Source organism: Streptomyces malaysiense (assembly GCF_000980885.2).
In the GTDB taxonomy this organism is placed as follows: Bacteria; Actinomycetota; Actinomycetes; order Streptomycetales; family Streptomycetaceae; genus Streptomyces; species Streptomyces malaysiense.
Window position 1 is genome coordinate 17366 of the sequence record NZ_LBDA02000064.1, and the last position, 24297, is coordinate 41662.

General features: G+C 71.0%; 24 protein-coding genes. 16 read left to right on the forward strand and 8 right to left on the reverse strand.

Translation table 11 applies throughout. The features are described 5' to 3' along the window. Nucleotides 1-170: 170 nt before the first annotated feature. The 3 genes from VT52_RS26385 to VT52_RS26395 all read left to right on the forward strand — a co-directional run bounded on the left by VT52_RS26385 (nucleotide 171) and on the right by VT52_RS26395 (nucleotide 3814). Nucleotides 171-1961: a DEAD/DEAH box helicase gene (locus VT52_RS26385; RefSeq protein WP_046423180.1), complete on the forward strand. Its 1791-nt coding sequence runs from the start codon at nucleotides 171-173 to the stop codon at nucleotides 1959-1961. Between the two features lie 298 nt (nucleotides 1962-2259). Beyond that, on the forward strand, nucleotides 2260-2901 hold the full coding sequence (locus tag VT52_RS26390) for an IclR family transcriptional regulator (protein WP_046423178.1): 642 nt from the start codon (nucleotides 2260-2262) through the stop codon (nucleotides 2899-2901). 121 nt (nucleotides 2902-3022) lie between these two features. Continuing rightward, nucleotides 3023-3814 (forward strand): S16 family serine protease, encoded by a 792-nt coding sequence (locus tag VT52_RS26395; RefSeq protein WP_046423177.1) that lies wholly within the window; start codon nucleotides 3023-3025, stop codon nucleotides 3812-3814. Between the two features lie 44 nt (nucleotides 3815-3858). On the opposite strand, the gene VT52_RS26400 is transcribed toward VT52_RS26395, so the two are convergent. From VT52_RS26400 to VT52_RS26410, 3 genes are all read right to left on the reverse strand, one after another. Beyond that, nucleotides 3859-4044: a hypothetical protein gene (locus VT52_RS26400; RefSeq protein WP_046423176.1), complete on the reverse strand. Its 186-nt coding sequence runs from the start codon at nucleotides 4042-4044 to the stop codon at nucleotides 3859-3861. A gap of 86 nt (nucleotides 4045-4130) precedes the next feature. Beyond that, a complete protein-coding gene (locus VT52_RS26405) occupies nucleotides 4131-4715 on the reverse strand; it encodes an ArsR/SmtB family transcription factor (protein WP_046423175.1) in 585 nt (194 codons plus the stop codon). Nucleotides 4716-4797: 82 nt separating this feature from the next. Beyond that, nucleotides 4798-5265: an Lrp/AsnC family transcriptional regulator gene (locus tag VT52_RS26410; protein ID WP_046423174.1), complete on the reverse strand. Its 468-nt coding sequence runs from the start codon at nucleotides 5263-5265 to the stop codon at nucleotides 4798-4800. A 122-nt stretch (nucleotides 5266-5387) separates the two neighbouring features. On the opposite strand from VT52_RS26410, the gene hppD reads away from it, so the two are divergent. Further along, nucleotides 5388-6536, forward strand: coding sequence for a 4-hydroxyphenylpyruvate dioxygenase (hppD, locus tag VT52_RS26415; protein WP_046423173.1), 1149 nt, complete (start codon nucleotides 5388-5390; stop codon nucleotides 6534-6536). A gap of 62 nt (nucleotides 6537-6598) precedes the next feature. Here hppD and VT52_RS26420 read toward each other — a convergent pair whose 3' ends face one another. Beyond that, the gene (locus VT52_RS26420; protein ID WP_046423171.1) at nucleotides 6599-8089 is read right to left on the reverse strand and encodes a tetratricopeptide repeat protein; all 1491 of its coding nucleotides are present in this window, start codon (nucleotides 8087-8089) and stop codon (nucleotides 6599-6601) included. Between the two features lie 92 nt (nucleotides 8090-8181). Here VT52_RS26420 and VT52_RS26425 point away from each other — a divergent pair, with 92 nt between their 5' ends. Continuing rightward, nucleotides 8182-9606, forward strand: coding sequence for an FAD-binding oxidoreductase (locus VT52_RS26425; protein WP_046423169.1), 1425 nt, complete (start codon nucleotides 8182-8184; stop codon nucleotides 9604-9606). A gap of 41 nt (nucleotides 9607-9647) precedes the next feature. Here VT52_RS26425 and VT52_RS26430 read toward each other — a convergent pair whose 3' ends face one another. Then, complete coding sequence (locus VT52_RS26430) at nucleotides 9648-10061, reverse strand: SsgA family sporulation/cell division regulator (protein WP_046423167.1); 414 nt, start codon at nucleotides 10059-10061, stop codon at nucleotides 9648-9650. Between the two features lie 247 nt (nucleotides 10062-10308). On the opposite strand from VT52_RS26430, the gene VT52_RS26435 reads away from it, so the two are divergent. Together VT52_RS26435 and VT52_RS36045 are read left to right on the forward strand one after the other, a co-directional pair. After that, nucleotides 10309-11928, forward strand: a complete 1620-nt coding sequence (locus tag VT52_RS26435; protein WP_046423166.1) for an RDD family protein — start codon at nucleotides 10309-10311, stop codon at nucleotides 11926-11928. An 81-nt stretch (nucleotides 11929-12009) separates the two neighbouring features. Continuing rightward, nucleotides 12010-12801 (forward strand): RDD family protein, encoded by a 792-nt coding sequence (locus tag VT52_RS36045; protein ID WP_079175273.1) that lies wholly within the window; start codon nucleotides 12010-12012, stop codon nucleotides 12799-12801. Nucleotides 12802-12828: 27 nt separating this feature from the next. Here VT52_RS36045 and VT52_RS26445 read toward each other — a convergent pair whose 3' ends face one another. Further along, nucleotides 12829-13062 carry a hypothetical protein gene (locus VT52_RS26445; protein ID WP_046423163.1) on the reverse strand — a complete coding sequence of 78 codons (234 nt, stop codon included), beginning with the start codon at nucleotides 13060-13062 and terminating at the stop codon, nucleotides 12829-12831. Nucleotides 13063-13379: 317 nt separating this feature from the next. On the opposite strand from VT52_RS26445, the gene VT52_RS26450 reads away from it, so the two are divergent. Then, entirely contained in the window at nucleotides 13380-15737 is a 2358-nt protein-coding gene (locus VT52_RS26450) for an immune inhibitor A domain-containing protein (protein WP_046423161.1), read from the forward strand. A gap of 121 nt (nucleotides 15738-15858) precedes the next feature. Next, nucleotides 15859-16182 carry a hypothetical protein gene (locus VT52_RS26455; protein ID WP_046423160.1) on the forward strand — a complete coding sequence of 108 codons (324 nt, stop codon included), beginning with the start codon at nucleotides 15859-15861 and terminating at the stop codon, nucleotides 16180-16182. A gap of 4 nt (nucleotides 16183-16186) precedes the next feature. Here VT52_RS26455 and VT52_RS26460 read toward each other — a convergent pair whose 3' ends face one another. Then, nucleotides 16187-16780, reverse strand: a complete 594-nt coding sequence (locus VT52_RS26460; protein WP_046423159.1) for an isochorismatase family protein — start codon at nucleotides 16778-16780, stop codon at nucleotides 16187-16189. Between the two features lie 85 nt (nucleotides 16781-16865). Next, complete coding sequence (locus tag VT52_RS26465) at nucleotides 16866-18263, reverse strand: nicotinate phosphoribosyltransferase (protein WP_079175274.1); 1398 nt, start codon at nucleotides 18261-18263, stop codon at nucleotides 16866-16868. 56 nt (nucleotides 18264-18319) lie between these two features. On the opposite strand from VT52_RS26465, the gene clpS reads away from it, so the two are divergent. The 7 genes from clpS to VT52_RS26500 all read left to right on the forward strand — a co-directional run. Beyond that, nucleotides 18320-18637: an ATP-dependent Clp protease adapter ClpS gene (clpS, locus tag VT52_RS26470; RefSeq protein WP_046423157.1), complete on the forward strand. Its 318-nt coding sequence runs from the start codon at nucleotides 18320-18322 to the stop codon at nucleotides 18635-18637. Nucleotides 18638-18649: 12 nt separating this feature from the next. Next, nucleotides 18650-19255 carry a DUF2017 domain-containing protein gene (locus VT52_RS26475; RefSeq protein WP_046423156.1) on the forward strand — a complete coding sequence of 202 codons (606 nt, stop codon included), beginning with the start codon at nucleotides 18650-18652 and terminating at the stop codon, nucleotides 19253-19255. A gap of 327 nt (nucleotides 19256-19582) precedes the next feature. Beyond that, nucleotides 19583-21016: an amino acid permease gene (locus tag VT52_RS26480; RefSeq protein ID WP_046423155.1), complete on the forward strand. Its 1434-nt coding sequence runs from the start codon at nucleotides 19583-19585 to the stop codon at nucleotides 21014-21016. A gap of 144 nt (nucleotides 21017-21160) precedes the next feature. Beyond that, entirely contained in the window at nucleotides 21161-21583 is a 423-nt protein-coding gene (locus VT52_RS26485) for a M67 family metallopeptidase (RefSeq protein WP_046423154.1), read from the forward strand. Between the two features lie 187 nt (nucleotides 21584-21770). Continuing rightward, nucleotides 21771-22100, forward strand: coding sequence for a MoaD/ThiS family protein (locus VT52_RS26490; RefSeq protein WP_046423153.1), 330 nt, complete (start codon nucleotides 21771-21773; stop codon nucleotides 22098-22100). A 5-nt stretch (nucleotides 22101-22105) separates the two neighbouring features. Beyond that, nucleotides 22106-23056 carry a PLP-dependent cysteine synthase family protein gene (locus VT52_RS26495; protein ID WP_046423152.1) on the forward strand — a complete coding sequence of 317 codons (951 nt, stop codon included), beginning with the start codon at nucleotides 22106-22108 and terminating at the stop codon, nucleotides 23054-23056. 270 nt (nucleotides 23057-23326) lie between these two features. Further along, the coding region (locus VT52_RS26500) for a S53 family peptidase (protein WP_420856311.1) at nucleotides 23327-24297 on the forward strand (971 nt) is incomplete at its 3' end.

The following is a 24297-nucleotide window of genomic DNA, read 5'->3' on the forward strand; positions in this document are numbered from 1 at the left end:
CCCGAACGGACGCTCACGTCGCCGTGGTCGCGGCGGTCCCCGCAGCCCCGCCCTGTGACGTGGGTCCCACCCGGCGGTGACCCCGGGTCGTTCGGGGCCGGAGGGCAGCGCGGCGCCGGTAGGGTGGCCCGGTTGTCATACGTAGCCGACTGAACCTGACCACGGAGACCGTGACTACCACCGCCGCTTCCTCCCACCACCTTTCCCCCGCCTTCCCCGGCCGCGCGCCCTGGGGTACCGCCAACAAGCTGCGTGCCTGGCAGCAGGGGGCGATGGAGAAGTACATCCAGGAGCAGCCGCGTGACTTCCTCGCCGTCGCCACGCCCGGCGCCGGCAAGACCACCTTCGCGCTGACGCTGGCCTCGTGGCTGCTGCACCACCACGTGGTGCAGCAGGTGACCGTGGTCGCGCCCACCGAGCACCTGAAGAAGCAGTGGGCCGAGGCGGCGGCGCGGATCGGCATCAAGCTCGACCCCGAGTACAGCGCGGGGCCGCTCGGCCGGGAGTACGACGGTGTCGCGGTCACGTACGCGGGTGTCGGCGTGCGCCCCATGCTGCACCGCAACCGGGTCGAGCAGCGCAAGACCCTGGTGATCCTGGACGAGATCCACCACGCCGGCGACTCCAAGTCCTGGGGCGAGGCGTGCCTGGAGGCGTTCGAGCCCGCGACCCGGCGGCTGGCGCTGACCGGTACGCCGTTCCGCTCCGACACCAACCCCATCCCGTTCGTGTCGTACGAGGAGGACAACGCCGGCATCCGCCGCTCGGCCGCCGACTACACCTACGGGTACGGCTCCGCGCTCTCCGACGGCGTCGTGCGCCCGGTCATCTTCCTCTCCTACAGCGGGCAGATGCGCTGGCGCACCAAAGCGGGGGACGAGATCGCCGCCCGGCTCGGCGAGCCGATGACCAAGGACGCGGTCAGCCAGGCCTGGCGCACCGCGCTCGACCCGCGCGGCGAATGGATGCCCAGCGTGCTGCGCGCCGCCGACCAGCGGCTCACCGAGGTCAGGAAGGCCATCCCGGACGCCGGCGCCCTCGTCATCGCCTCCGACCAGGACTCCGCCCGCGCCTACGCCAAGCTGATCCGCGAGATCACCGGTACGAAGGCCACGGTCGTCCTGTCCGACGACACCGGTGCCTCGAAGCGCATCGACGACTTCAGCGCGGGCGGCGACCGCTGGATGGTCGCGGTCCGCATGGTGTCCGAGGGCGTCGACGTGCCCCGCCTCGCGGTCGGCGTGTACGCCACCACCATCTCCACCCCGCTGTTCTTCGCGCAGGCCGTCGGCCGTTTCGTGCGGTCCCGGCGGCGCGGCGAGACCGCCTCCGTCTTCCTGCCGACGGTGCCCGACCTGCTGACCTTCGCCAACGAGATGGAGAAGGAACGGGACCACGCCCTCGACAAGCCGAAGAAGGAGGGCGAGGAGGACCCGTACGCCGAATCCGAGAAGGAGATGGAGGAGGCGAACAAGGAGCAGGACGAGGACACCGGCGAGCAGGAGCAGTTCTCCTTCGAGGCGCTGGAGTCCGAGGCCGTCTTCGACCGGGTCCTCTTCGACGGCGCCGAGTTCGGCATGCAGGCGCACCCGGGCAGCGAGGAGGAGCAGGACTACCTCGGCATCCCCGGACTGCTGGAGCCCGACCAGGTGCAGATGCTGCTCCAGAAGCGGCAGGCCCGGCAGATCGCGCACAGCAAGAAGAAGCCGGACACCGAGGCCGACCTGCTCGAACTGCCCGCCGAGCGGCGCCCCGTGGTCTCCCACAAGGAGATGATGGAACTGCGCAAGCGGCTCAACACGCTCGTGAGCGCCTACGTCCACCAGAGCGGCAAGCCGCACGGGGTGATCCACACCGAGCTGCGCCGGGTGTGCGGCGGACCGCCGAGCGCGGAGGCGACGGCGGGACAGCTGAAGCAGCGGATCGCCAAGGTGCAGGAGTGGGCGACGCGGATGCGGTGACACGGCGGGCGGGCCGGCTCCGCTGCCGTACGTATCCGGACGTATACCTTCAGTTCGTCTTCGTCCTTGCCCGGATTCTGGACCAAGACTTCCGCTCAGCGAACTTGCTTCGCTACTGTCCCGCTACGCAACGCCCCGTGGCAGCGCCGCCGCGGAGCGCAGCCGTGAAAGCGACAGGGTCCGGAGCCGCCGGGCCGTCCTGCCGATCGGCGGCCTCTGGAGCGCGTCGCCGACGGGACTCGGCGACGCATTTCCCGCTCGGGGGTTCGCCGACCTCACCGCCGAAGGAGTGGGGGTCGTGACCGCGGAGACCTCTCAGACGCTCGACCGGGGACTGCGTGTCCTCAAGCTGCTCGCCGACACCGACCACGGGCTCACCGTCACCGAGCTGTCCGCCAAACTGGGCGTGAACCGGACCGTGGTCTACCGGCTGCTCGCCACTCTGGAGCAGCACGCCCTGGTACGACGTGACCTGGGCGGCCGGGCCCGTGTGGGGCTGGGGGTGCTGCGGCTCGGGCGCCAGGTGCACCCGCTGGTCCGGGAGGCCGCGCTGCCCGCGCTGCGGTCGCTGGCGGAGGAGATAGGCGCGACGGCGCACCTGACACTGGTCGACGGCACGGAGGCACTGGCGGTGGCGGTCGTCGAGCCGACGTGGACCGACTACCACGTGGCGTACCGGGCGGGCTTCCGGCACCCCCTGGACCGGGGCGCGGCGGGCCGGGCGATCCTGGCCGCCCGCCGGGCCCCCGCGGCGGAACCGGCCTGCACCCTGACCCAAGGCGAACTGGAGACGGGCGCGTGCGGAGCGGCCGCGCCGCTGGTGGGGGTGACCGGGGTGGAGGGCAGCGTGGGCGTCGTGATGCTCGCCGACTCCGTCCCGGAACGCGTGGGCCCGAGGGTGGTGGAGGCGGCCCGGGAGGTGGCGGAGGCGCTGCGCTGAGGAGACCTTCGGCGCCGGTGCGGCGCGCCCCCCCCCGCACGGCGGTGGACGGAAACGGTGCCCGTAACCTCGTCGGCCACCGCACGACCGCCGGACGGCACCCGTCACGTAAATTGAACCCGTGCTCTCACGTCTCACGCGCCCCCAGGCCCTCGCCCTGTGCGCGCTCCCCGTCGTCGCGCTCCTCGCCACCGCGGTGTTCGCGCCGCTGCCCTTCTCCGTGGCGCAGCCGGGGATGACGGCGAACGTGCTGGGCTCGAACCGGGGCACGCAGGTGATCACGGTCAAGGGTGCCGACACCCGCCGGACGAGCGGTCAGCTGAGGATGGTCACCATCGAGGCGACCGGCCCCGACGCCCGCCTCACCCTCTCGGACCTCGCCGGCGACTGGTTCCGTACCGACCGGGCCGTGATGCCCCGGGACGCGGTGTACCCGAGCGGCGACACGCTCAAGGAGATCGAGCGGCACAACACGGCGCAGATGCGGCAGTCGCAGGACGCGGCGACCAGCGCGGCGCTGGCCTACCTCGACCTGAGCCCCGACAAGGTCAAGGTCACGCTGAAGCTGGCGGACGTGGGCGGCCCCAGCGCCGGCCTGCTGTTCACCCTGGGGATCATCGACAAGTTGCACGGCGACGGCCACGGCGGCGACCTCACCGGCGGCCGCACCATCGCCGGTACGGGCACCATCGACGCGGCGGGCAAGGTCGGCCCGGTCGGCGGCGTGGGCCTGAAGACGCAGGCCGCCCGCCGGGACGGTGCCACCGTCTTCCTGGTCCCGAGGGCCGAGTGCGCCGATGCCCGCGGCAGCCTTCCCAAGGGCCTGCGCCTGGTCCCGGTGACCACCCTGAAGAACGCGGTCGACTCCCTGCGCGCCCTGGAGACCGGGAAGGGCTCGGTTCCCGGCTGCTAGGGCCTCTCGTTCGGATCATGCCGGGCTGATCCAACCGAAAGTCCCTAGGGGGCGAGCACCACCACCGGGCGGGGTGCGGAGACGAGCCGCAGCCCCAGGCCGACGAGGGTCCAGCCGACGCGGGTCCGCAGTTCCGTGGCCGGCTTCACCGCCGCGGCGAGGTGGTCGGCGGCGGCGCCCGCGTGGAGGTCCGCACGGTGCTGTCGGGCGAGCTGGGCGTTGAAGTCCATGACGTGGCCTCTCGATCTGGTTCTGTGCGCTGCGCGTCGGTTTGCTGCGGGTCGGTGTGCTGCGTCCGTCTCTGCCGCCGGGCCGCTTACCTGTGGTCCATCGGGAACAGGTGCGTATGGATGCGTACCTGCTGCGCCTCGGGGGTGTCGGCGTCGGGCACCCGGTCGCGGTAGCCGTCGATCAGCGCGTGCATCTTCTCGATGAGTTCGAGCGCGAGTTCGGGCGTGAGCCGCATTGTCATGTTGCTCATGTCGGCGGCCCTGGACCACGCGGGCGACAGCTGGCCCCGGGTGGCGATCCAGGCGGCCAGCTCGCGGGCGTGTCGGGCCGCGTTCTCCTGGAGGAAGACCTCCGTCAGACCACGTACCTCGGGGTCCACGTCCTCGAAGTCCGCGCTGTCGTACGCCAGCCCCTGGGCCACGGCCTGCCACCACCGTTCCCGGCCCCTGCCGCGCTCGGGGGCGTCCTCGACGAAGCCGTGCTCGGCGAGCTGGCGCAGGTGGTAGCTGGTCGCGCCGCTCGACTCACCGAGCCGGCCGGCCAGTTGGGACGCGGTGGCGGGGCCGTGCACCCGCAGAGCGTCCAGCAGCCGCATCCGCAGGGGATGGGCGAGCCCGCGCAGTGAGTGGGCGTCCAGCCGACGCGGTTCGAGTGTCTCGTGCTCCGTCATGCATACAAAGATAGCTATGCAAAGCTATCTTTGCAATGCTTCTTTTGCACTAGCCGGTCCGTGCCGGTCGGCCGCCGGGCCGTCACTCCTCCGCGGCCTGCTCCACCAGCGGAATCACCCGCAGTGGCACCGGGTTCTCCATCACGATCGCAGTGGAGGCCCGCACGATGCCCTCGAAGCCGACGACCCGGTCGATCACCCGCTGCAGGTCGGCGTTCGAACGGGCCACGAGGCGGCAGAGCATGTCCCCGCTGCCGGTGGTGGTCAGCAGCTCCAGCACCTCCGGCACCGTCGCCAAGTAGGCCCGTACGTCCGCGCCCTGGCCCTGCCGGATCTGGAGCGTGGCGAACGCGGTGACCGGATAGCCGAGGGCGGCCGGGTCCACCTGGGGGCCGAAGCCGCGGATCACGCCGTTCGACTGGAGCCGGTCGAGCCGGGCCTGCACGGTGCCCCGGGCGACCCCGAGCCGCCGGGACATCTCCAGCACGCCGATGCGCGGCTCCCGCGCCAGCAGCACGATGATCCGCCCGTCCAGATGATCGATCGCCACAGCCCCTCCCGGGGTGGTCATCATGTACAGAAAGTCCGGCCTAGGGGCCGATTCGCTTAACAGATTGCCCAGTGAACAGGGAAACTATTGCGCACCTTGCAGAGTCCAGTCACCCTTCCGCTATGACGCAGACCACACAGCACACTCCCGACACGACCGCCCGGCAGGACGACCCCTTCCCGGTCAAGGGAATGGACGCGGTCGTCTTCGCCGTGGGCAACGCCAAGCAGGCGGCGCACTACTACTCCTCCGCCTTCGGCATGAAGCTGGTCGCCTACTCCGGACCTGAGAACGGCAGCCGCGAGACCGCCAGTTACGTCCTGGAGAACGGCTCGGCCCGGTTCGTCTTCACCTCGGTGATCAAGCAGTCCAGTGAGTGGGGCCGCTTCATCGAGCGGCACGTCGCCGAGCACGGCGACGGCGTCGTCGACCTGGCCATCGAGGTCCCGGACGCCCGCGCCGCGTACGAGTACGCCATCGCGCAGGGCGCCCGCTCGATCGACGAGCCGTACGAGGTCAAGGACGAGCACGGCACCGTCGTCCTCGCGGCCATCGCCACCTACGGCGAGACCCGCCACACCCTGGTCGAGCGCACCGGCTACGAGGGCCCCTACCTCCCCGGCTACGTGGCCGCCCGGCCGATGGTGGCGCAGCCCGCGCACCGCACCTTCCAGGCGATCGACCACTGCGTCGGCAACGTCGAACTCGGCAGGATGAACGAGTGGGTCGGGTTCTACAACAAGGTCATGGGCTTCACGAACATGAAGGAGTTCGTGGGCGACGACATCGCGACCGAGTACAGCGCGCTGATGTCGAAGGTCGTCGCGGACGGCACCCTGAAGGTGAAGTTCCCGCTCAACGAGCCCGCGATCGCCAAGAAGAAGTCCCAGATCGACGAGTACCTGGAGTTCTACGGCGGTCCCGGTGTCCAGCACATCGCGCTGAACTCCAACGACATCGTGCAGACCGTCCGTGACATGCGCGCGGCCGGCGTCGAGTTCCTCAACACCCCGGACTCGTACTACGACACCCTCGGCGAGTGGGTAGGCGACACCCGGGTGCCGGTCGAGACCCTGCGCGAGCTGAAGATCCTCGCCGACCGCGACGAGGACGGCTACCTGCTCCAGATCTTCACCAAGCCGGTCCAGGACCGTCCGACGGTGTTCTTCGAGATCATCGAGCGGCACGGCTCGATGGGCTTCGGCAAGGGCAACTTCAAGGCCCTGTTCGAGGCGATCGAGCGCGAGCAGGAGAAGCGCGGAAACCTCTAGGGAGCGGACCGCCCTGACGGGGACCGCCCGGTGCCGCGCCCACCGGCGGTCCCCGTCCTGGCTCAGCCGGGTACCGGCGCGTCCGGCGGATTCCCCAGCGCCGCGAGGGCCGACTTCGCCTCGCGGGTCCACAGGGGGGAGAACACCGGGCTGATCCGGAGCGCCTCCTGGAGACTGCGCCGGGCGGGGCCGTCCAGTTCCAGGGCGGCCTCGATCGCGCCCCGGTGGTACGCGTACAGCGCGCTGCGCACGCCGCCGCCCTTGGTGCCGTCGGTCGCCGTCGTGGCGTACTCCAGGGCCGCGTCGTCCTCGCCGACCCGGTGCAGCGCCCAGCCGAGGGCGTCGGCCACCTCGGTGCCGGGCTGGCGGTCGTACTCGCCGCGCAGCCGCTCCACGGCCTGCTGCGCGTCCCCGTGGTCGGCCTCGTACCGGCCGAGCACCAGTTCGTCGTCCACTCCGTCCGACGTCTCCCGCTGTGCCAGCTCCCGTACCCGGTCGTAGCTCTCGCGGGCCTGCTCGGCCATGCCCAGCGACTCGTACAGCTCGCCCAGGTCGAGCGCGTCGCGCGGGCTCGGGCGGCGGGCCAGCGCGTCGCGGTACGCGGTCACCGCCTCCTTCGAACGGCCGAGCGCCGCCAGCACCCGGGCCCGCCCCGCCGGCGCGGCCGGCTGGTCGGCGTCCTGGCGCAGGGCCGCGTCGTAGTGCCGTAGCGCGTCCTGCAGATCACCGCGCTCGAAGGCCATCTGGCCCAACCGGGTGAGATAGGCGGCCCGTTCGGCGGGGGTGCGGGCGGCGGCGGCCGCGTCGGTCAGCTGGGCCACCGCGTCCTCGCGCCAGCCCCGGTTCCGGTAGACCTCGGCGGCCTGCGCCATCACGGCGGGCCGCTCGGCCGGGCCCGGCTTGAGCGCCAGCAGCTTCTCCAGCCAGTCGCCGACCGCCTCGTAGTCGCCGAGCCCGGTGTCGGCGTCGATCAGCTGGGAGTACGACGACCAACGCGCCGGCGCCAGCTCCTGGGCCTGCTCGGCGTAACGTTTCGCCTCGGTGAAGTCCCGGCGTGCCAGGGACAGCGCGGTCATGCCGTCCAGTGCCTGGAGGTTCTGCTCCTCGTCCACCACCTGGAGCGAGGTCCGCAGGGCCCGCTCGGCCCGCGGGAAGTCCGCCGCCCGAGCCGTGGCGCGCCCCCGCTCGACGTACGCCGTCCCCAGCACGGCCCACGCCCTCGCGTCCTGCGGCTGGGCCCGCACCCGCTGCTCCTGCTGCCCGATCAGTGCCGCCAGGGCGGGCAGCGCCGCCGGCACCCCGGAGGTCACCGCGGTCAGTGCCTGCGCCGCCTGCGCCGGGGCGCGCAGCTGCGCCCGGTGGGCCCGCGGCCCCGGGGCGGGCGGACTCGCGTTCCCGGGTCCGATCCCCGGCCACACCGCGAGAACCGCTCCCGCGACCACACCGCCGCTCAGCGCGGTGACCAGTACCCGCCGCAGCAACCGCCGGGAACGGCGGGGCGCGGGCGGCCCGCTCGGCAGGGGCGTTCCCGGCTCGCTCACTCGGTTGTCCATGGCGCTCACTGTGCGTCAATACGACAAGAAGATCGCGCCGGGCGTGGCGAGAGAATGACGGGGTTCACACCGATGGCCGTGAGTGCGAACCTGTGATCATGAGCCGCATCGAAGCACGTCGCGATGAAGCCGTCGAAGCCATCGCAGCAACCGGCAGCCTCACCGGCCGGCTCCTGGCCGGACTGCCCCCCGAGGCCGTGCTGACCGACCCGGACGTCACGGCCGCCTACAGCCACGACATGGCCAGTTTCTGCCCCGCCGGAGCCCCCGCCGTCGTGGTTCTGCCGCGCACCGTGGAGCAGGTGCGGCACGTCATGCGCACCGCCACCGAGCTGCGCGTCCCCGTCGTCCCCCAGGGCGCGCGCAGCGGACTGTCCGGCGCGGCCAACGCCTCGGACGGCTGCATCGTGCTCTCCCTCACCAGGATGGACCGCATCCTGGAGATCAGCCCGGTCGACCGGATCGCCGTGGTCGAACCGGGCGTGATCAACGCGGACCTCTCCCGCGCCGTCGAGGAGCACGGCCTGTACTACCCGCCGGACCCCTCCAGCTGGGAGATGTGCACCATCGGCGGCAACATCGGCACCGGCTCCGGCGGCCTGTGCTGCGTGAAGTACGGCGTGACCGCGGAGTACGTCCTCGGCCTGGACGTCGTCCTCGCCGACGGCCGCCTGATGTCCACCGGACGGCGCACCGCCAAGGGCGTCGCCGGCTACGACCTCACCCGGCTGTTCGTCGGCTCCGAGGGCTCCCTCGGCATCGTCGTGCGCGCGGTCCTCGGCCTGAAGCCCAAGCCGCTCGCGCAACTGGTGCTGGCCGCCGAGTTCCCCTCCGCCGCGAGCGCCTGCGACGCCGTCTGCCGGATCATGGCCGGCGGCCACCTCCCCTCGCTCCTCGAACTGATGGACCGTACGACGGTCAAGGCGGTCAACGACCTGGCCCACATGGGCCTGCCGGAGACCACCGAGGCGCTGCTGCTCGCCGCCTTCGACACCCCGGACCCGGCCGCCGACCTCGCCGCCGTCGGCGCCCTGTGCGAGGCCGCCGGCGCCACCGAGGTCGTCCCGGCAGAGGACGCGGCCGAGTCCGAGATGCTCCTCAAGGCCCGGCGGCTCTCGCTGACCGCGCTGGAGGCGGTCAAGGGCACGACGATGATCGACGACGTGTGCGTACCCCGCTCCAGACTCGGCGCCATGCTGGAGGGCGTCGAACGGATCGCCGCGAAGTACGGCCTGACGATCGGCGTCTGCGCCCACGCGGGCGACGGCAACACCCACCCCACCGTCTGCTTCGACGCCCAGGACGAGGACGAGTCCCGCCGGGCCCGCGAGTCCTTCGACGAGATCATGGCGCTCGGCCTGGAACTGGGCGGCACCATCACCGGCGAACACGGCGTCGGGGTGCTGAAGAAGGACTGGCTGGCACGGGAGATCGGGCCGGTCGGGGTGGAGATGCAGCGGTCGGTCAAGCAGGTCTTCGACCCGCTCGGCATCCTCAATCCGGGCAAGCTCTTCTGAGGCCGCCCGGCGCGTCGGCCCGGCCGCCGGTCCGACCCGGCTCACCGGGCGAGCAGCTGGTCGAGGGCGTCGTCGATGCCCGGCTGCCCGCCCTCCGTGCCCGGCGGTACGGCCCGCAGGGTGCGCTCCAGCCAGGCGGAGACCTGCGGGGCCGGCCCCTCCAGGAGGGCGTCCCCGTCGGGCGAGCTCAGCGCCATCAGAACGACGCTGCGGCCCGCCGACTTCGTCGGCCACACCCGCACGTCCCCGTGGCCGCACGGCCGGAACACCCCCTCCACCAGCAGATCGCGGGCGAACGTCCAGTGCACCGGGAACTCCGAGTTGACGTGGAAGAAGACATGGACGGCGTAGGGGTCGTCGGAGCGGTAGGCGAGCCGGGCCGGGACCGGGATGCTCCGGCCGGGCGACAGGATCAGCTTGAGTTCGAGCTCCCGCTCCACCACGGTGTGCTGCATGGCCTGGGTTTCCTTTCGTGCCGGGGACCGCGCGGGGCCGCTCGGCGCGGTCCCGTGCCAGGAGAGAGGCGGCAGCGGCCCGGTCATTACGCGGGTCCGGAGAAGTATTTTTTTCTGCCCGGTCCGGACGACGCGCGCGGCGTTGCCCGGATGGAGTGGGTCCTGCGGGACTGGCGGTGGCGCGTGCCCGCGTCTGATAGATGTGGGAGGCCCCATCCCACCCACGAGCAGATACGGGACGACGGACATGAGCGCCCCAACCCCGGCCCCCGGTGACGACCGGCCCCGCGAGGGCTACTACCCGGACCCGTCCATCCCGGGCTACGTCCGGTACTGGAACGGCGCCGCCTGGGTGCCCGGGACCAGCCGCCCGGCCCCGAAGGACGGCGAATCGCTCGCCCCGCCCCCGGGCGTCACCCCGGCCGTGGAGGAGACGGGCCCGCACTTCTTCGACGAGGAACCCGGGGGCCCGGCGGCCTCGGGTCCGGCGGTCACGGACAACTCCGCGCACGCGGCGGGGAGTTCGGGGGCGGCCGGATCCTGGCCCGCGGCGCACGGGAGCGGCGCCCCGGGCCGGGCGGGTGCGCCCGGTCAAGAGGGCCGGGCGGGTGATTTCGGCCAATCCGCCGGAGCGGGCGGGGAGATGGGCCGCCCGGACGCCGGCTCCGGCCGCCAAGGGGGTCAGCCGGGACGGTCCGGGCCGGCGGGCGCGGGCGTACCCGGCCAGCAGGCGGGCCGGGCAGGGGCGTCGGGGCCCGGCGGGCAGGCGGGTGACCGGGGCGGCCGTGCGGAGCGGGGCGGCCGGTGGGACCAGGGCGCCCACGCCGGACAGCCGGCCGGGCACGCCGATCCGCGGCAAGGCGCCGTGCCCGCGCAGGCCGGTGTCCCCTGGGGGGCCGACCCCCGGGTTCCCGCCGAGGGGCCCGCACAGCCCGACGGGCGGGCGGAGCGCACCGACGGCGCCCCCGCGACCCCGCCGGCCGAGGGCGCGGCCCCCGACCCCGGCACCTTCGTCTTCCGGCGGCCGGTCACCGGTCGTACGGACGACGGCACCATGACGATGCGCCCGGTGCAGCGGAATCAGGCCGACGGGCCCGGCTTCCACGCGCAGGGCCCGGTCGCCGCGCCGTCCCCCGCGACGCCCCCGGTGCCCGCCCCGCCCCCGGCACCCTCGCCGGGGCCCGGCTTCGGCGCCGTGCAGCCGTCCCGGAACCGGCAGCCCGCGCCCGCGGCCCCGCAGGTGCCGCAGCAGGGCGGGGCCGGACAGGGATCCTGGGCGCAACAGGTGCACCAGCTGGCCGGGGGAGCGGCGGAGGAGCAACCCGTCGCACCCTGGAAGCCGCCGGTGGAGGACGTCTTCCAGGCGGCGGCGCGCAGACAGGCCGCCGCCCGCCCCGCAGGACTGGGCAGACGGCTCGCGGCCCGGCTGATCGACACCGTGGTCATGGGCGCCGTGACCGCCGTCGCGGCCGTCCCGCTCGGCACCCGCGCCCTCGACCACATGCAGCAGAAGATCGACGCGGCCCGGCAGTCGGGGCACGAGGTCACCGTCTGGCTGCTCGACGGCACCACCGGCACCAGCCTCGGCATCGTCCTCGCCGTCCTGCTCGTCCTCGGCGTCGTCTACGAGGTGCTGCCCACCGTCAAATGGGGCCGTACCCTCGGCAAGCGGCTGTGCGGTCTGGACGTGCGCGACATCGAGGGCCATGAGCCCCCGGCCTTCGCCCCGGCGCTGCGCCGCTGGCTCGTGTACAGCATCCCGGGGCTGCTCGGCATCGGGATCGTGGGCGTGCTGTGGTGCCTGTTCGACCGGCCCTGGCACCAGTGCTGGCACGACAAGGCGGCGCACACCTTCGTCGCGGGCTGACCGGGGCGCCGGCGGACCGGCGGTACCCCGTACGGCCGTCCGCCGGATGCGGAACCGGGGCGTTCGCGATCCACTCGGGCCATGAGCAGCGCACCGCCCCCCGGCTCCGGAGAGCAGCCACCCGAGGACGACCCGTTCAGGAAGCCGCCCCCGCCGAACCAGGGGCAGGGCTCACCGTACGACTCCCCGCCCCCGGGCGGCGAGCAGCAGCCGCCTGCCCACGGGGGCCAGGAACCGCCGCCTCAGGGCGGCGACCGGCAGCCACCCCCTTACGGCGGTCAGCAGCCCCCACCTCCCGGCGGCCCTTACGGGGGCGGTCCCTACGACGGCGGCCCGCCCCCGCCCGGCGGCGGCCCCTACGGGGGAGGCCCGCACGGCGCCGGGGGCTATCCCGCCGACCCCCTGGCCGGCATGCCCCCGCTCGCCGACAGCGCCAAGCGGACCCTCGCCCGCATCATCGACATGATCCTGGTCGGCATCGTCGTCTACCTGCTCACCTGGGCGTTCAACGTCCGCGAGTACGACGTGAACAGCGACCAGCTCAACGCCGCCCGCTCCTTGGGGCAGTCCGTCATCGCCGCCGTGCTCTACATCGCCTACGACACCTTCTTCATCCACAGGACCGGCCAGACCCTCGGCAAGAAGTGGCTGCACATGCGGGTGGCCAACCTGTCCGACGGCGCCACCCCCGGTGCGCAGACCTCACTGCTGCGCGCGCTGGTGCTGTGGCTGCCGTTCGCCTTCTGCTGCGCCTGCGTCTGGACCGCGATCTGCGGCGGGTGGAGCTTCTTCGACAAGCCCTACAAGCAGGGTCTGCACGACAAGGCCGCCAAGACGGTCGTGGTCAGCACCGAGACCGAACCGCGGCGCTGACCCGAACGACCGCACCGACCCCGGGCGTCACAGGGCCGTCGGGACGCGTTCCCCCTCCGGGGCCGTCCCGGCGGCCTCCTGCCGTGTGCCGCGTTGCGTGGGCACCGTCATCGCGACCAGCAGTCCGAGCGCGAGCGCCGCGAGGGCGATGACGGCGATCCCGACGCCCGAACCCGTCTGGGACAGCAGCAGCATGGCGAGGGTCGAGAAGATCACGGTGCTCGCGCCGTAGGCGAGCTGGGCGACGGTCGGACGAGGCATGGCAATCGTGTCCTCGGAGGTCTTCGGGTATCGGGGGTGCCGTTCGACTCTCTCCTCGCCTGCATGCCCGAGCGGGCGCCCGGGTAAGCGTGACCTAACCCACGCCGTCGATGCATGGGGGGCGCACAGGAAGCACGCTCTGCCTAAAGGCCGCGTCAACTCCGCATAGTGCAACTGACCTTACAGAGTCAAGATCTGTCTTTTCTTCTAAACCTCTAGTCAAATGTCGTCACTTGAACACGCGCTTGTCATGCGCGCACGGACTTCCGAACACGGGAACCCCCTGTCCGCGCGCGGGGCGCGGGGGAGGAACTCAAGTGACCAGCAGATCCTGGACGTTCAGAGCGGCCGCGATCGGTGTCACGATCGCGGCGGCCTCCGCCACGTTCGCCACCTTCGCCGTCGCGGAGGCGAGCACCCGGCAGGCACCGGCCGGCGCCGTGCACCGGCACGACCCGGCGCCGGTGCGGCAGAAGTCGCACGACCTCGACGGCCCGCTGAGCAAGACCCAGAAGTCTCAGCGCGAAGAGGCGCTCAACCAGATCATCGCGGGCAAGGCCAGCCCGCAGGAGCGCGACGGCTCCAAGGTCGTCAAGCTCAAGAGCCGCAAGGGCAAGAGCAAGTACGTCGAGCTCAGCCGCGAGAAGACCGACAAGATCTTCACCATCCTGGTGGAGTTCGGCGACAAGACCGACCCCAAGTACGGCGGCACCCCCGGGCCGCTGCACAACACGATCGCCGAGCCGGACCGCGAGAAGGACAACTCCACGGCCTGGCAGAAGGACTACGACCAGAAGCACTTCCAGGACCTCTACTTCGGCACCGGCAAGAAGACCGAGTCGCTGAAGAAGTACTACGAGAAGCAGTCCTCGGGCCGCTACTCGGTGGACGGCGAGGTCTCCGACTGGGTCAAGGTCCCCTACAACGAGGCCCGTTACGGCAACGACGCGTGCGGCTCGACCAACTGCACCAGCGTCTGGAACGTCGTCAGCGACGGCCTGAACGCCTGGGTCGCCCAGCAGAAGGCGGCCGGCAAGTCCGAGGCCGACATCAAGAAGGACCTGGCCAAGTACGACCAGTGGGACCGTTACGACTACGACGGTGACGGCAACTTCAACGAGCCCGACGGCTACATAGACCACTTCCAGCTGGTGCACGCCGGTGAGGACGAGTCCGCGGGCGGCGGTGCCCAGGGCACCGACGCCATCTGGGCCCACCGCTGGTACGCCTTCGGCACCGACGCCGGCGCCACCGGCCCCGACGCCAACAAGCTCGGCGGCGCGCAGATCGGCGACACCGGCGTCTGGGTCGGCGACTACACCATCCAGCCGGAGAACGGCGGACTCGGCGTCTTCGCCCATGAGTACGGCCACGACCTCGGCCTGCCGGACGAGTACGACACCGACGGCGGCGACAACTCCACCGGATTCTGGACCCTGATGTCCTCCGGCTCCTGGCTGGGCACCGGCAAGGAGTCCATCGGTGACATGCCGGGCGACATGAACGCCTGGGACAAGCTCCAGCTGGGCTGGCTGAACTACGACACCGCCAAGGCCGGCACCAGGTCCTCGCACAAGCTGGGCGTCGCCGAGTACAACACCAGGAAGAAGCAGGCCCTGGTGGTCAGCCTGCCCGACAAGGCGGTCACCACCGAGATCAGCCAGCCGGCGCAGGGCGCCACCCAGTGGTGGAGCGGCAGCGGCAACGACCTGAAGAGCACGCTGACCCGGTCCGTCGACCTCACGGGCAAGTCCTCGGCCACGCTGACCCTCGACGGCTGGTGGGCCATCGAGGCCAACTACGACTACCTGTACACCGAGGTGTCCACCGACGGCGGCGCCAACTGGACCGCCCTGGACGGCACCGCGGACGGCCAGGCCATCCCGCGTGACGGCGGCGACAAGCCCGCGCTGACCGGCTTCTCGGAGACGAACAAGAAGCTGTCGTACCCCCTGGACGCCTACGCCGGCCAGAAGATCCAGCTGCGCTTCCGCTACCTCACGGACGGCGGAGTCGCGGAGAACGGCTTCACCGCGGACGAGATCGCCGTGACCGCCGACGGCGCCGCGCTCTTCTCGGACGACGCCGAGTCGGCGGACAACGCGTGGACCTCGAACGGGTTCTCCCGCATCGGCGCGTCCTTCACCAAGGACTACCCGCAGTACTACATCGCCGAGAACCGGCAGTACGTGTCGTACGACACCACCCTCAAGACCGGCCCCTACAACTTCGGTTCGGCGGCGCGGCCCGACTGGGTGGAGCACTACCCGTACCAGAACGGCCTGTTGATCTGGAAGTGGGACCTGTCCCAGGCGGACAACAACACCAACGCCAAGGACCACCCCGGCGTCGGCCAGATCCTGCCGATCGACTCGCACCCGACCGCGCTGCGCTGGAACGACGGCACGCTGATGCGCAACCGGACGCAGGCGTACGACTCCCCGTTCAGCCTGTACCGCACGGACGGTCTCACGCTGCACAAGGCGGACGTCGCGACGAGGATCAAGTCCTCGCGGGGCGTCCCGGTCTTCAACGACCACACCAGCGACTACTACGACCCGGCGAACCCGGCCGGCGGCGTGAAGGTAACTGACACCAACACCAAGATCTCGATCGTCCGCGAGGCCAGGGACGGCTCGACGATCTCGGTCAAGGTCGGACCCGCGGTGAAGTAGTTCGCATCTTCGCAGCTCAGACGCGTATCGGCGGCAACCCCTTGGCGGGTCGCCGCCGATCGTGTTTAGGTGCGTCCTGTGACTCGCTTATTGACACCGACCGGAACGGGGATGTGACCGCATGGCCGCTGGAGGCTTCTGCAAACTGCCGAACGGCACGGTCGTCGTCGCGCTGAACCTGCCCGACGACGCCGCCGGCGTACGGGTCCTGGTGCACGCCGGCAACCGCGCCCGCGCCCTGACCCGGCTGCGCAACCTGGGCCTGCGGCCGATCTATCTGCGGGGCAACACCGCGCCTCCGACGCCGGACGAGATCACGGCGGTCCTGCACCACCCCGACGGCCTGATATGGCGCACGGCACCCGCCCCCGGCGACATCGGTGTCATGACCGAGCTGTGGCACCCGATCCGAGCGCTGCTGCGCAGGTCGGCGGTGGTCCGGTAGCGGATCAGCCGCTCACGACCGGCTTGCCGGCGAGTTCCACGCCCGCCTCCCGCAGCTCCCCCAGGGCCCTCTCCGTGGTCTCCGGGGAGACGCCCGCCGTCAGGTCCAGCAGGACCTGGGTGCGCAGGCCCACCCGGAGGGCGTCCAGGGCCGTCGCGCGCACGCAGTGGTCCGTGGCGATGCCCACCACGTCGACCTCGGCGACCCCGCGGGCGCGCAGCCAGCCGGCCAGCGGGTTGCCGTTCTCGTCGGTGCCCTCGAAGCCGCTGTAGGCGGCGGAGTAGGCGCCCTTGTCGAAGACGGCGTCGATCGCGCCGGAGGCGACCGCGGGGGCGAAGTTCGGGTGGAAGCCCACCCCCTCCGTGCCGGCGACGCAGTGCGCCGGCCAGGAGCGCAGGTAGTCCGGGTCGTCCGCGAAGTGGCCGCCGGGCGCGATGTGGCAGTCCCGGGTGGCCACCACATGGCGGTACCCGCTTCCCGCGGCCTGCCCGATCAGCTCGGTGATCGCGGCGGCGACGTCCGCACCGCCCGCCACCGCGAGGCTGCCCCCCTCGCAGAAGTCGTTCTGCACATCCACGACGATCAACGCGCGACGCATGATGGTGTCCTTCTACTGGTGGTGAAGTACCCGAGCCTAGAGAATTACGGGCCCGTAGGGGAGAGGGGCGGACGACGGCCCCGCTCTAGCCGCCCGAGCGCTCGTGGGCGTACTCCGTCACGAGCACCGGCTCCCCCCGAGACAGCTGCGTCGCGGACAGCGGGAGGTTCGCCCGTGCCGCGATGTGCCGCTCGCGCGCCACGCCCAGCGGCTCGCGCCCCACGATCCGGCCGTCCTCGACCAGTCGTACCAGCAGCTGCCGGCCGGCGAGCTCCGCCGGCACCGGACCGGTGCCCACGACCTCCGCCTCGGCGACCCCGTCCGCGTCCAGCCGCCGCGCCGCCCACTTGCGGCCCCCGACGGACGTCTTGCCGCCGCTGGACTTCTTCGCGACCGGCACCAGCGGCGCCCCCGGGTCCGCCGTCTCCGCGCGCGCGACCAGCTTGTAGACCATGGACGCGGTCGGATGCCCGGAACCGGTGACCAGCTGGGTGCCGACGCCGTACGCGTCCACGGGGGCCGCGGCCAGCGAGGCGATCGCGTACTCGTCCAGGTCCGAGGTGACCACGATCTTCGTCCCGGTCGCGCCCAGCTCGTCCAGCTGCTGGCGGACCCGGTGCGCGACCAGGAGCAGATCGCCGGAGTCGATGCGCACCGCGCCCAGCTCGGGCCCGGCCACCTCCACCGCCGTCCGGACCGCCTCGGCGACGTCGTACGTGTCCACCAGCAGCGTGGTGCCGGGGCCGAGGGTGTCCACCTGGGCCTTGAAGGCGTCCCGCTCGTGGTCGTGCAGCAGGGTGAAGGCGTGTGCGGAGGTGCCGACGGTCGGGATGCCGTAACGGAAGCCGGCCGCGAGGTCCGAGGTGGTGGCGAAACCGCCGACGTAGGCGGCGCGCGCGGCGGCCACGGCCGCCAGCTCGTGGGTGCGTCGGGCGCCCATCTCGATCAGCGGGCGCTCACCTGCGGCGGAGGCCATCCGGGAGGCGGCGGCCGCGATGGCGGAGTCGTGGTTGAGGATGGAGAGGATCACCGTCTCCAGCAGCACGCACTCGGCGAAGCTGCCCTCCACGCGCAGGATCGGGGAGCCGGGGAAGTACACCTCGCCCTCGGGGTAGCCCCAGATGTCCCCGGTGAACCGGTACCCGGCGAGCCAGTCCAGGGTCTGCTCGTCGACGATCCGCTGCTCGCGCAGGAAGCCGAGCTGGTCCTCGTCGAAGCGGAAGTTCTCCACCGCGTCCAGGACACGCCCGGTGCCCGCGACCACGCCGTAGCGCCGTCCCTCCGGCAGCCGTCGGGTGAAGACCTCGAACACGCTGCGCCGCTCGGCCGTACCGGCCTTCAGCGCGGCCTGCAGCATCGTCAGCTCGTACTGGTCCGTGAAGAGCGCCGTCGAGGGCACGCCCACCCGTCTCCCGCCACCGCCCTCCCGCGGAAGCGCTTCGCGCCCTTCTTCCTCCGGCAGCCCAAGGTCCGCTGTGTTCATGGCAGGGATCGTACCCCCTATTCGTCAGTGTGACGATTTCCGGGGCGCGTGGCAGCATGGTCACTGTGACGTCACCCGCGCCCGTAGAGATCGAACGCACCGAGTCGGCGGAGGAGGTCTTCGCCGTACCCGAGCCCGACGTCCCCTGGGTCACCATCGTGCACAACGACCCGGTCAACCTCATGAGCTACGTGACGTACGTCTTCCAGACGTACTTCGGCTACTCCAAGGACAAGGCCACCAAGCTCATGCTCGACGTCCACCACAAGGGCCGGGCGGTCGTCTCCAGCGGAACCCGCGAGGAGATGGAGCGCGACGTGCAGGCGATGCACGGCTACGGTCTGTGGGCCACCCTCCAGCAGGACCGGAAGTAGCGACCCAATTCCATGCCCGGACAATTCGAACCGCTCCCCGGCGGCGGCGCGGCCGTCGCCCTCGACGACGTCGAGATCTCCATCATCCGCTCGCTGGCCGTCCAGCTCCTGGAGCTGATCGGGCCGGGCCCCGGCGAGGACGCCCCCAGCGACCCGCTCGCCGAGCTGTTCGCGGAGGGGCCGAGCGAGCCCCCCGCCGACCCGGTGCTGCGCCGGCTCTTCCCGGACGCGTACGGCGATCCGGAGAAGGCCCCGGACTCGCCCGCCCAGGCCGAGGAACGACGCGCGCACTCCGCCGAGTTCCGCCGCTTCACGGAGAACGACCTGAGGGCCGGCAAGCGGGAGAACGCCCTCGCGGTGATCCGCAGCCTCGACGGGCTCGCCCCGGTGGGCGAGGGCGGCGCGGTGCTGAAGCTGTCACCCGAGGAGTCGCGGCGCTGGCTCGGCTCGCTCAACGATCTGCGCCTCGCGATCGGCTCCCGCCTGGAGATCGCGGACGACGAGGACACCGAACTGCTCTACCGGCTCCCCGACGAGGACCCGCGCAAGCCGATGGTGATGGCCTATCTGTGGCTCGGCGGCCTCCAGGAGACCCTGGTGTCGACTCTCATGTCCTGATTTCGGCGATCGTGGCGATTTGTGCGTCCGCTCAGCGGACGCTCAAATCCGGATAACGATCCCGTCACCGTTGCGGCCTGGTTTGCCGCATTCACTCGCTCTTTGTCCGCTTTTCCCTGTGAAGCGCGCCACATTCCCATACCGCGATCAATATTGCGGTCGTGATAAATCTTCACGACCGCCCGGCGAACACCACCCTTGTTCAGCCGGGTGCGCCACCGAGCCGACGACCGTCGGCCAGGCATCAACTCCATCAATCCGGGGGGATTCGAAACCCGGTCCGCGGCCGACGAAGGCACGGGCCGGAATGGAGAAAGGCGCACCACCATGACCTCAGCGCAGGTCGACCAGCGTCCCGACGGCACCGAGCCCGCGCGGGCGGAGGGCGGCGAGGGCGAGGGTTATCAGCGCGGGCTCGGCTCCCGCCAGATCCAGATGATCGCCATCGGCGGTGCCATCGGCACCGGTCTGTTCCTCGGCGCGGGCAAGGGCATCTCCAAGGCGGGACCCAGCCTCATCCTGGCGTACGCCATCGCGGGCCTGGTCATCTTCTTCATCATGCGCGCGCTCGGCGAACTGCTGATGTACCGCCCGGTCTCCGGCTCGTTCTCGGAGTACGCGCGCGAGTTCATCGGCCCCTTCGCGGGCTTTGTCACCGGCTGGACGTACTGGCTGTTCTGGGTGGTCACCGGTATCACCGAGGTCACCGCCGCGGCCGCATACATGACGTACTGGTTCGACATTCCGCAATGGGCCTCGGCGCTTGTCTTCACGATCGTGCTCTACGCGGCCAACCTGATCTCTGTGAAGCTCTTCGGTGAGCTGGAGTTCTGGTTCTCCATGGTCAAGGTGACCGCGATCATCGGCATGATCCTGATCTGCGCGGGCATCCTGACGATCGGTTTCTCCGACGCCGGCGACACCGCCTCGGTGGGCCACCTGTGGAACGAGGGCGGCTTCTTCCCGCACGGGATCGGCGGCACCCTGATGACGCTGCAGATGGTCATGTTCGCCTTCCTCGCCGTCGAGCTGGTCGGTGTGACCGCCGGCGAGTCCAAGGACCCCAAGAAGGTGCTGCCCAAGGCGATCAACACCGTGCCCTGGCGGATCGCCGTCTTCTACGTCGGCGCGCTGATCATGATCCTGTCGGTGGTCCCGTGGACCGAGTTCCACGCGGGGGTGAGCCCCTTCGTGGCCGCCTTCCAGAAGATGGGCCTGTCGGTCGGCGCCGGCATCGTCAACTTCGTGGTCCTGACGGCCGCGCTGTCCTCCTGCAACTCCGGCATGTACTCCACCGGCCGCATGCTGCGTGACCTGGCGCTCAACAGCCAGGGCCCCAAGCTGTTCACCAGGCTGACACGCAGCGGTACCCCGCTCGTCGGCACCACGTTCTCCGCCGCGCTGATGCTCGTCGGTGTCTGGATCAACTACCAGTGGCCGGGCAAGGCGTTCGACTACGTCGTCTCCTTCGCGACCATCTCCGGCATGTGGGCGTGGATCGTCATCCTGATCTGCCACATCCGCTACCGGAAGGCGTCCGACCGCGGGCTCCTGCCCCGCTCGGAGTTCCGGGCCCCCGGCGCCCCGTACGCCAGCGTCCTCGCCCTGCTGTTCATCGTCATGGTGATCGTGCTGATGGGCATCGACAAGGACGCCCGGGTCTCGCTGTACTGCGCGCCGCTGTGGGGTCTGATCCTCGGCGTCTCGTACGCGGTGCTCAAGCGCCGCAACCCGGAGGCCAAGGCCTTCGCCAAGCGCTGACGCCGGCGTCGGACCCCCACCGGGACGTCCGGCCGTCGGGAGCACTCGTGGTGCCCTCGGCGGCCGCCGCTCAGGACGTCCAGCATGCGGGCCGCTCCGTACCAACCCTCGGTACGGAGCGGCCCTCTGCTTATCCTGGCCACCATGCTGACCATCACCCAGGCCCTGTACGACCAGATCGTCGCCCATGCCCGCAAGGACCACCCCGACGAGGCGTGCGGCGTCGTCGCGGGCCCGGCCGGCTCGGACCGCCCCGAGCGGTTCGTCGCCATGCTGAACGCGGCCATGTCGCCGACCTTCTACGAGTTCGACTCCGGCGATCTCCTCAAGCTCTACCGCGAACTCGACGACCGCGACGAGGAGCCGGTGGTCATCTACCACTCGCACACCGCGACCGAGGCGTACCCCTCGCGCACGGACATCTCGTACGCCAACGAGCCCGGCGCCCACTACGTCCTGGTGTCCACGGCCGACACGGACGGCCTCGGCGACTTCCAGCTCCGGTCCTTCCGGATCGTGGACGGAGAGGTCACCGAGGAGGAGGTCAGGGTCGTCGAGAGCTACTGATCTCAGCATCCGAACGGAATTCGTCCGTCAGGCGGGATCACATTCCGATCCACTGACCGGGAATCGATACGATGAGCCCATGGTTACGACTGTGGTGCGTGCCCCCGGCCTCTGACTGTGGCGCGCCCCTCGGCTGACGTACCGAGCCCGCAGCCCCCGAAGACCCTTCCGACAGGAGCCCGCAACCATGGCCATCGAGGTCCGCATCCCGACCATCCTCCGCACGTACACCGACGGCCAGAAGGCCGTGGAGGGCAGCGGGAACACCCTCGCCGAGCTGTTCACCGACCTGGAGAGCCGGCACGCGGGCATCCGGGCCCGCATCGTGGACGGCGACCAGCTGCGCCGGTTCGTCAACGTCTACCTGAACGACGAGGACGTCCGCTTCCTGGACGGCATCGACACCAAGCTGTCGGACGGCGACAACGTGACGATCCTGCCGGCCGTCGCCGGGGGTTCCTCCGCGGCGGAGTCGCTTCCGGCCGCCGCGGGCGGCCGTGCGCTGATCGGCCGCTGAGCGGCATGCGCTACGACTCCCCGCTGGCCGCGGTGGGCAACACCCCTCTGGTGCGTCTGCCACGGCTGTCGCCGTCCCCCGAGGTCCGTATCTGGGCGAAGCTGGAGGACCGCAACCCCACCGGATCGGTCAAGGACCGGCCCGCGCTGCACATGATCGAGCAGGCGGAGAAGGACGGCCGGCTCACCCCCGGCTGCACCATCCTGGAGCCGACCTCGGGCAACACCGGCATCTCGCTGGCCATGGCGGCCAAGCTCAAGGGGTACCGGATGGTGTGCGTGATGCCGGAGAACACCTCCCAGGAGCGCCGGGACCTGCTCGGCATGTGGGGCGCGGAGATCATCTCCTCGCCGGCCGCGGGCGGCTCCAACACCGCGGTGCGGGTGGCCAAGGAGCTGTCGGCCGAGCACCCGGACTGGGTGATGCTCTACCAGTACGGCAACCCGGACAACGCTGGTGCGCACTACGCCACGACGGGTCCGGAGATCCTCGCCGACCTGCCCTCGATCACCCACTTCGTCGCGGGGCTCGGCACCACCGGCACGCTGATGGGCGTCGGCCGCTATCTGCGCGAACACAAGCCGGACGTGCGGATCGTGGCCGCCGAACCGCGCTACGACGACCTGGTCTACGGCCTGCGCAACCTGGACGAGGGCTTCGTCCCCGAGCTGTACGACGCCTCGGTCCTCACCACCCGCTTCTCGGTGGGCTCCGCCGACGCGGTCACCCGCACCCGCGAACTCCTCCGGCAGGAGGGCATCTTCGCGGGTATCTCCACGGGCGCCGCCCTGCACGCAGCGATCGGCGTCGGCAGGAAGGCGGTCAAGGCGGGAGAGTCCGCCGACATCGTCTTCATCGTGGCCGACGGTGGCTGGAAGTACCTCTCCACGGGCGTCTACACGGCCGCCACCACGGAAGCCGCCATCGACACCCTCCAGGGCCAGCTCTGGGCGTAGGTTTCGGCCGAGTTACGTCTCAAATGCTCACCAGCCCCCTCTCACGAGGGGGCTAAGCCGTTCCTATGGGGAAGCAAAGAATTCCTTCTGGTACTGCCCAGTAGCCGGTCGCCGGGGCTACGTTCCTCCCGCACCCTGTCATGTCACGCTCAGTCGACGTGGAGGAGTGCCTGAGATGTCATGCTCATGACTGCGTGGTCGCCGCTACGCGCGTCACGGGCCTGCCAACCAGTGCGAGAAACCCCACTTCCCGATGGAGGCAGTACCCACATGCGTGAGTCACGCCCGAGCGGGCGAACCCGAAGTGCGCGAAGACTTCTGGGCGTCGCCTTTCCCGCTCTCTCCCTGACCGTCGCCGGATTCGCCGCCGCGCCGACGGCCGGTGCGGCCCAGCCGGTCGCCGCGGCCCACCCGCAGACCAGCAAGGTCGTCAGCAACAACCACGCGCTGACCGCGCCCCAGCGGCAGGCCTTCCACTCGACCGGCAAGGCTGGGCAGAAGGTCCCCACGACCCACCTGTGCGCCGCGGACCACACGCCGGGCCACGTGTCCTGCTTCGCGCAGCGCCGCACCGACATCAAGCAGAAGCTGGCCGCGGCGATCACGCCCAACGCCACGCCCTCCGGCCTCTCCCCGGCCAACCTGCACAGCGCCTACAACCTGCCCACGTCGGCGGGTTCGGGCATGACCGTGGGCATCGTCGACGCCTACAACGACCCCAACGCCGAGTCGGACCTGGCCACTTACCGGTCCCAGTACGGCCTCTCCGCCTGCACCAAGGCCAACGGCTGCTTCAAGCAGGTCAGCCAGACCGGCTCCACCACCTCGCTGCCGACCAACGACAGCGGCTGGGCCGGCGAAGAGATGCTCGACATCGACATGGTCAGCGCGGTCTGCCCGAACTGCAACATCGTGCTGGTCGAGGCCAACTCGGCGAACGACACCGACCTCGGCATAGCCGAGAACGAGGCCGTCTCGCTCGGTGCCAAGTTCATCTCCAACAGCTGGGGCGGCCCCGAGGCGTCCTCGCAGACCACCGAGGACAGCCAGTACTTCAAGCACCCGGGCGTCGCGATCACCGTCTCCGCCGGTGACTCCGCCTACGGCGCCGAGTACCCGGCGACCTCGCAGTACGTGACCGCCGTCGGCGGCACCGCCCTCACCACCGCCTCCAACTCCCGTGGCTGGAGCGAGTCGGTGTGGCACACCAGCTCCACCGAGGGCACCGGCTCCGGCTGCTC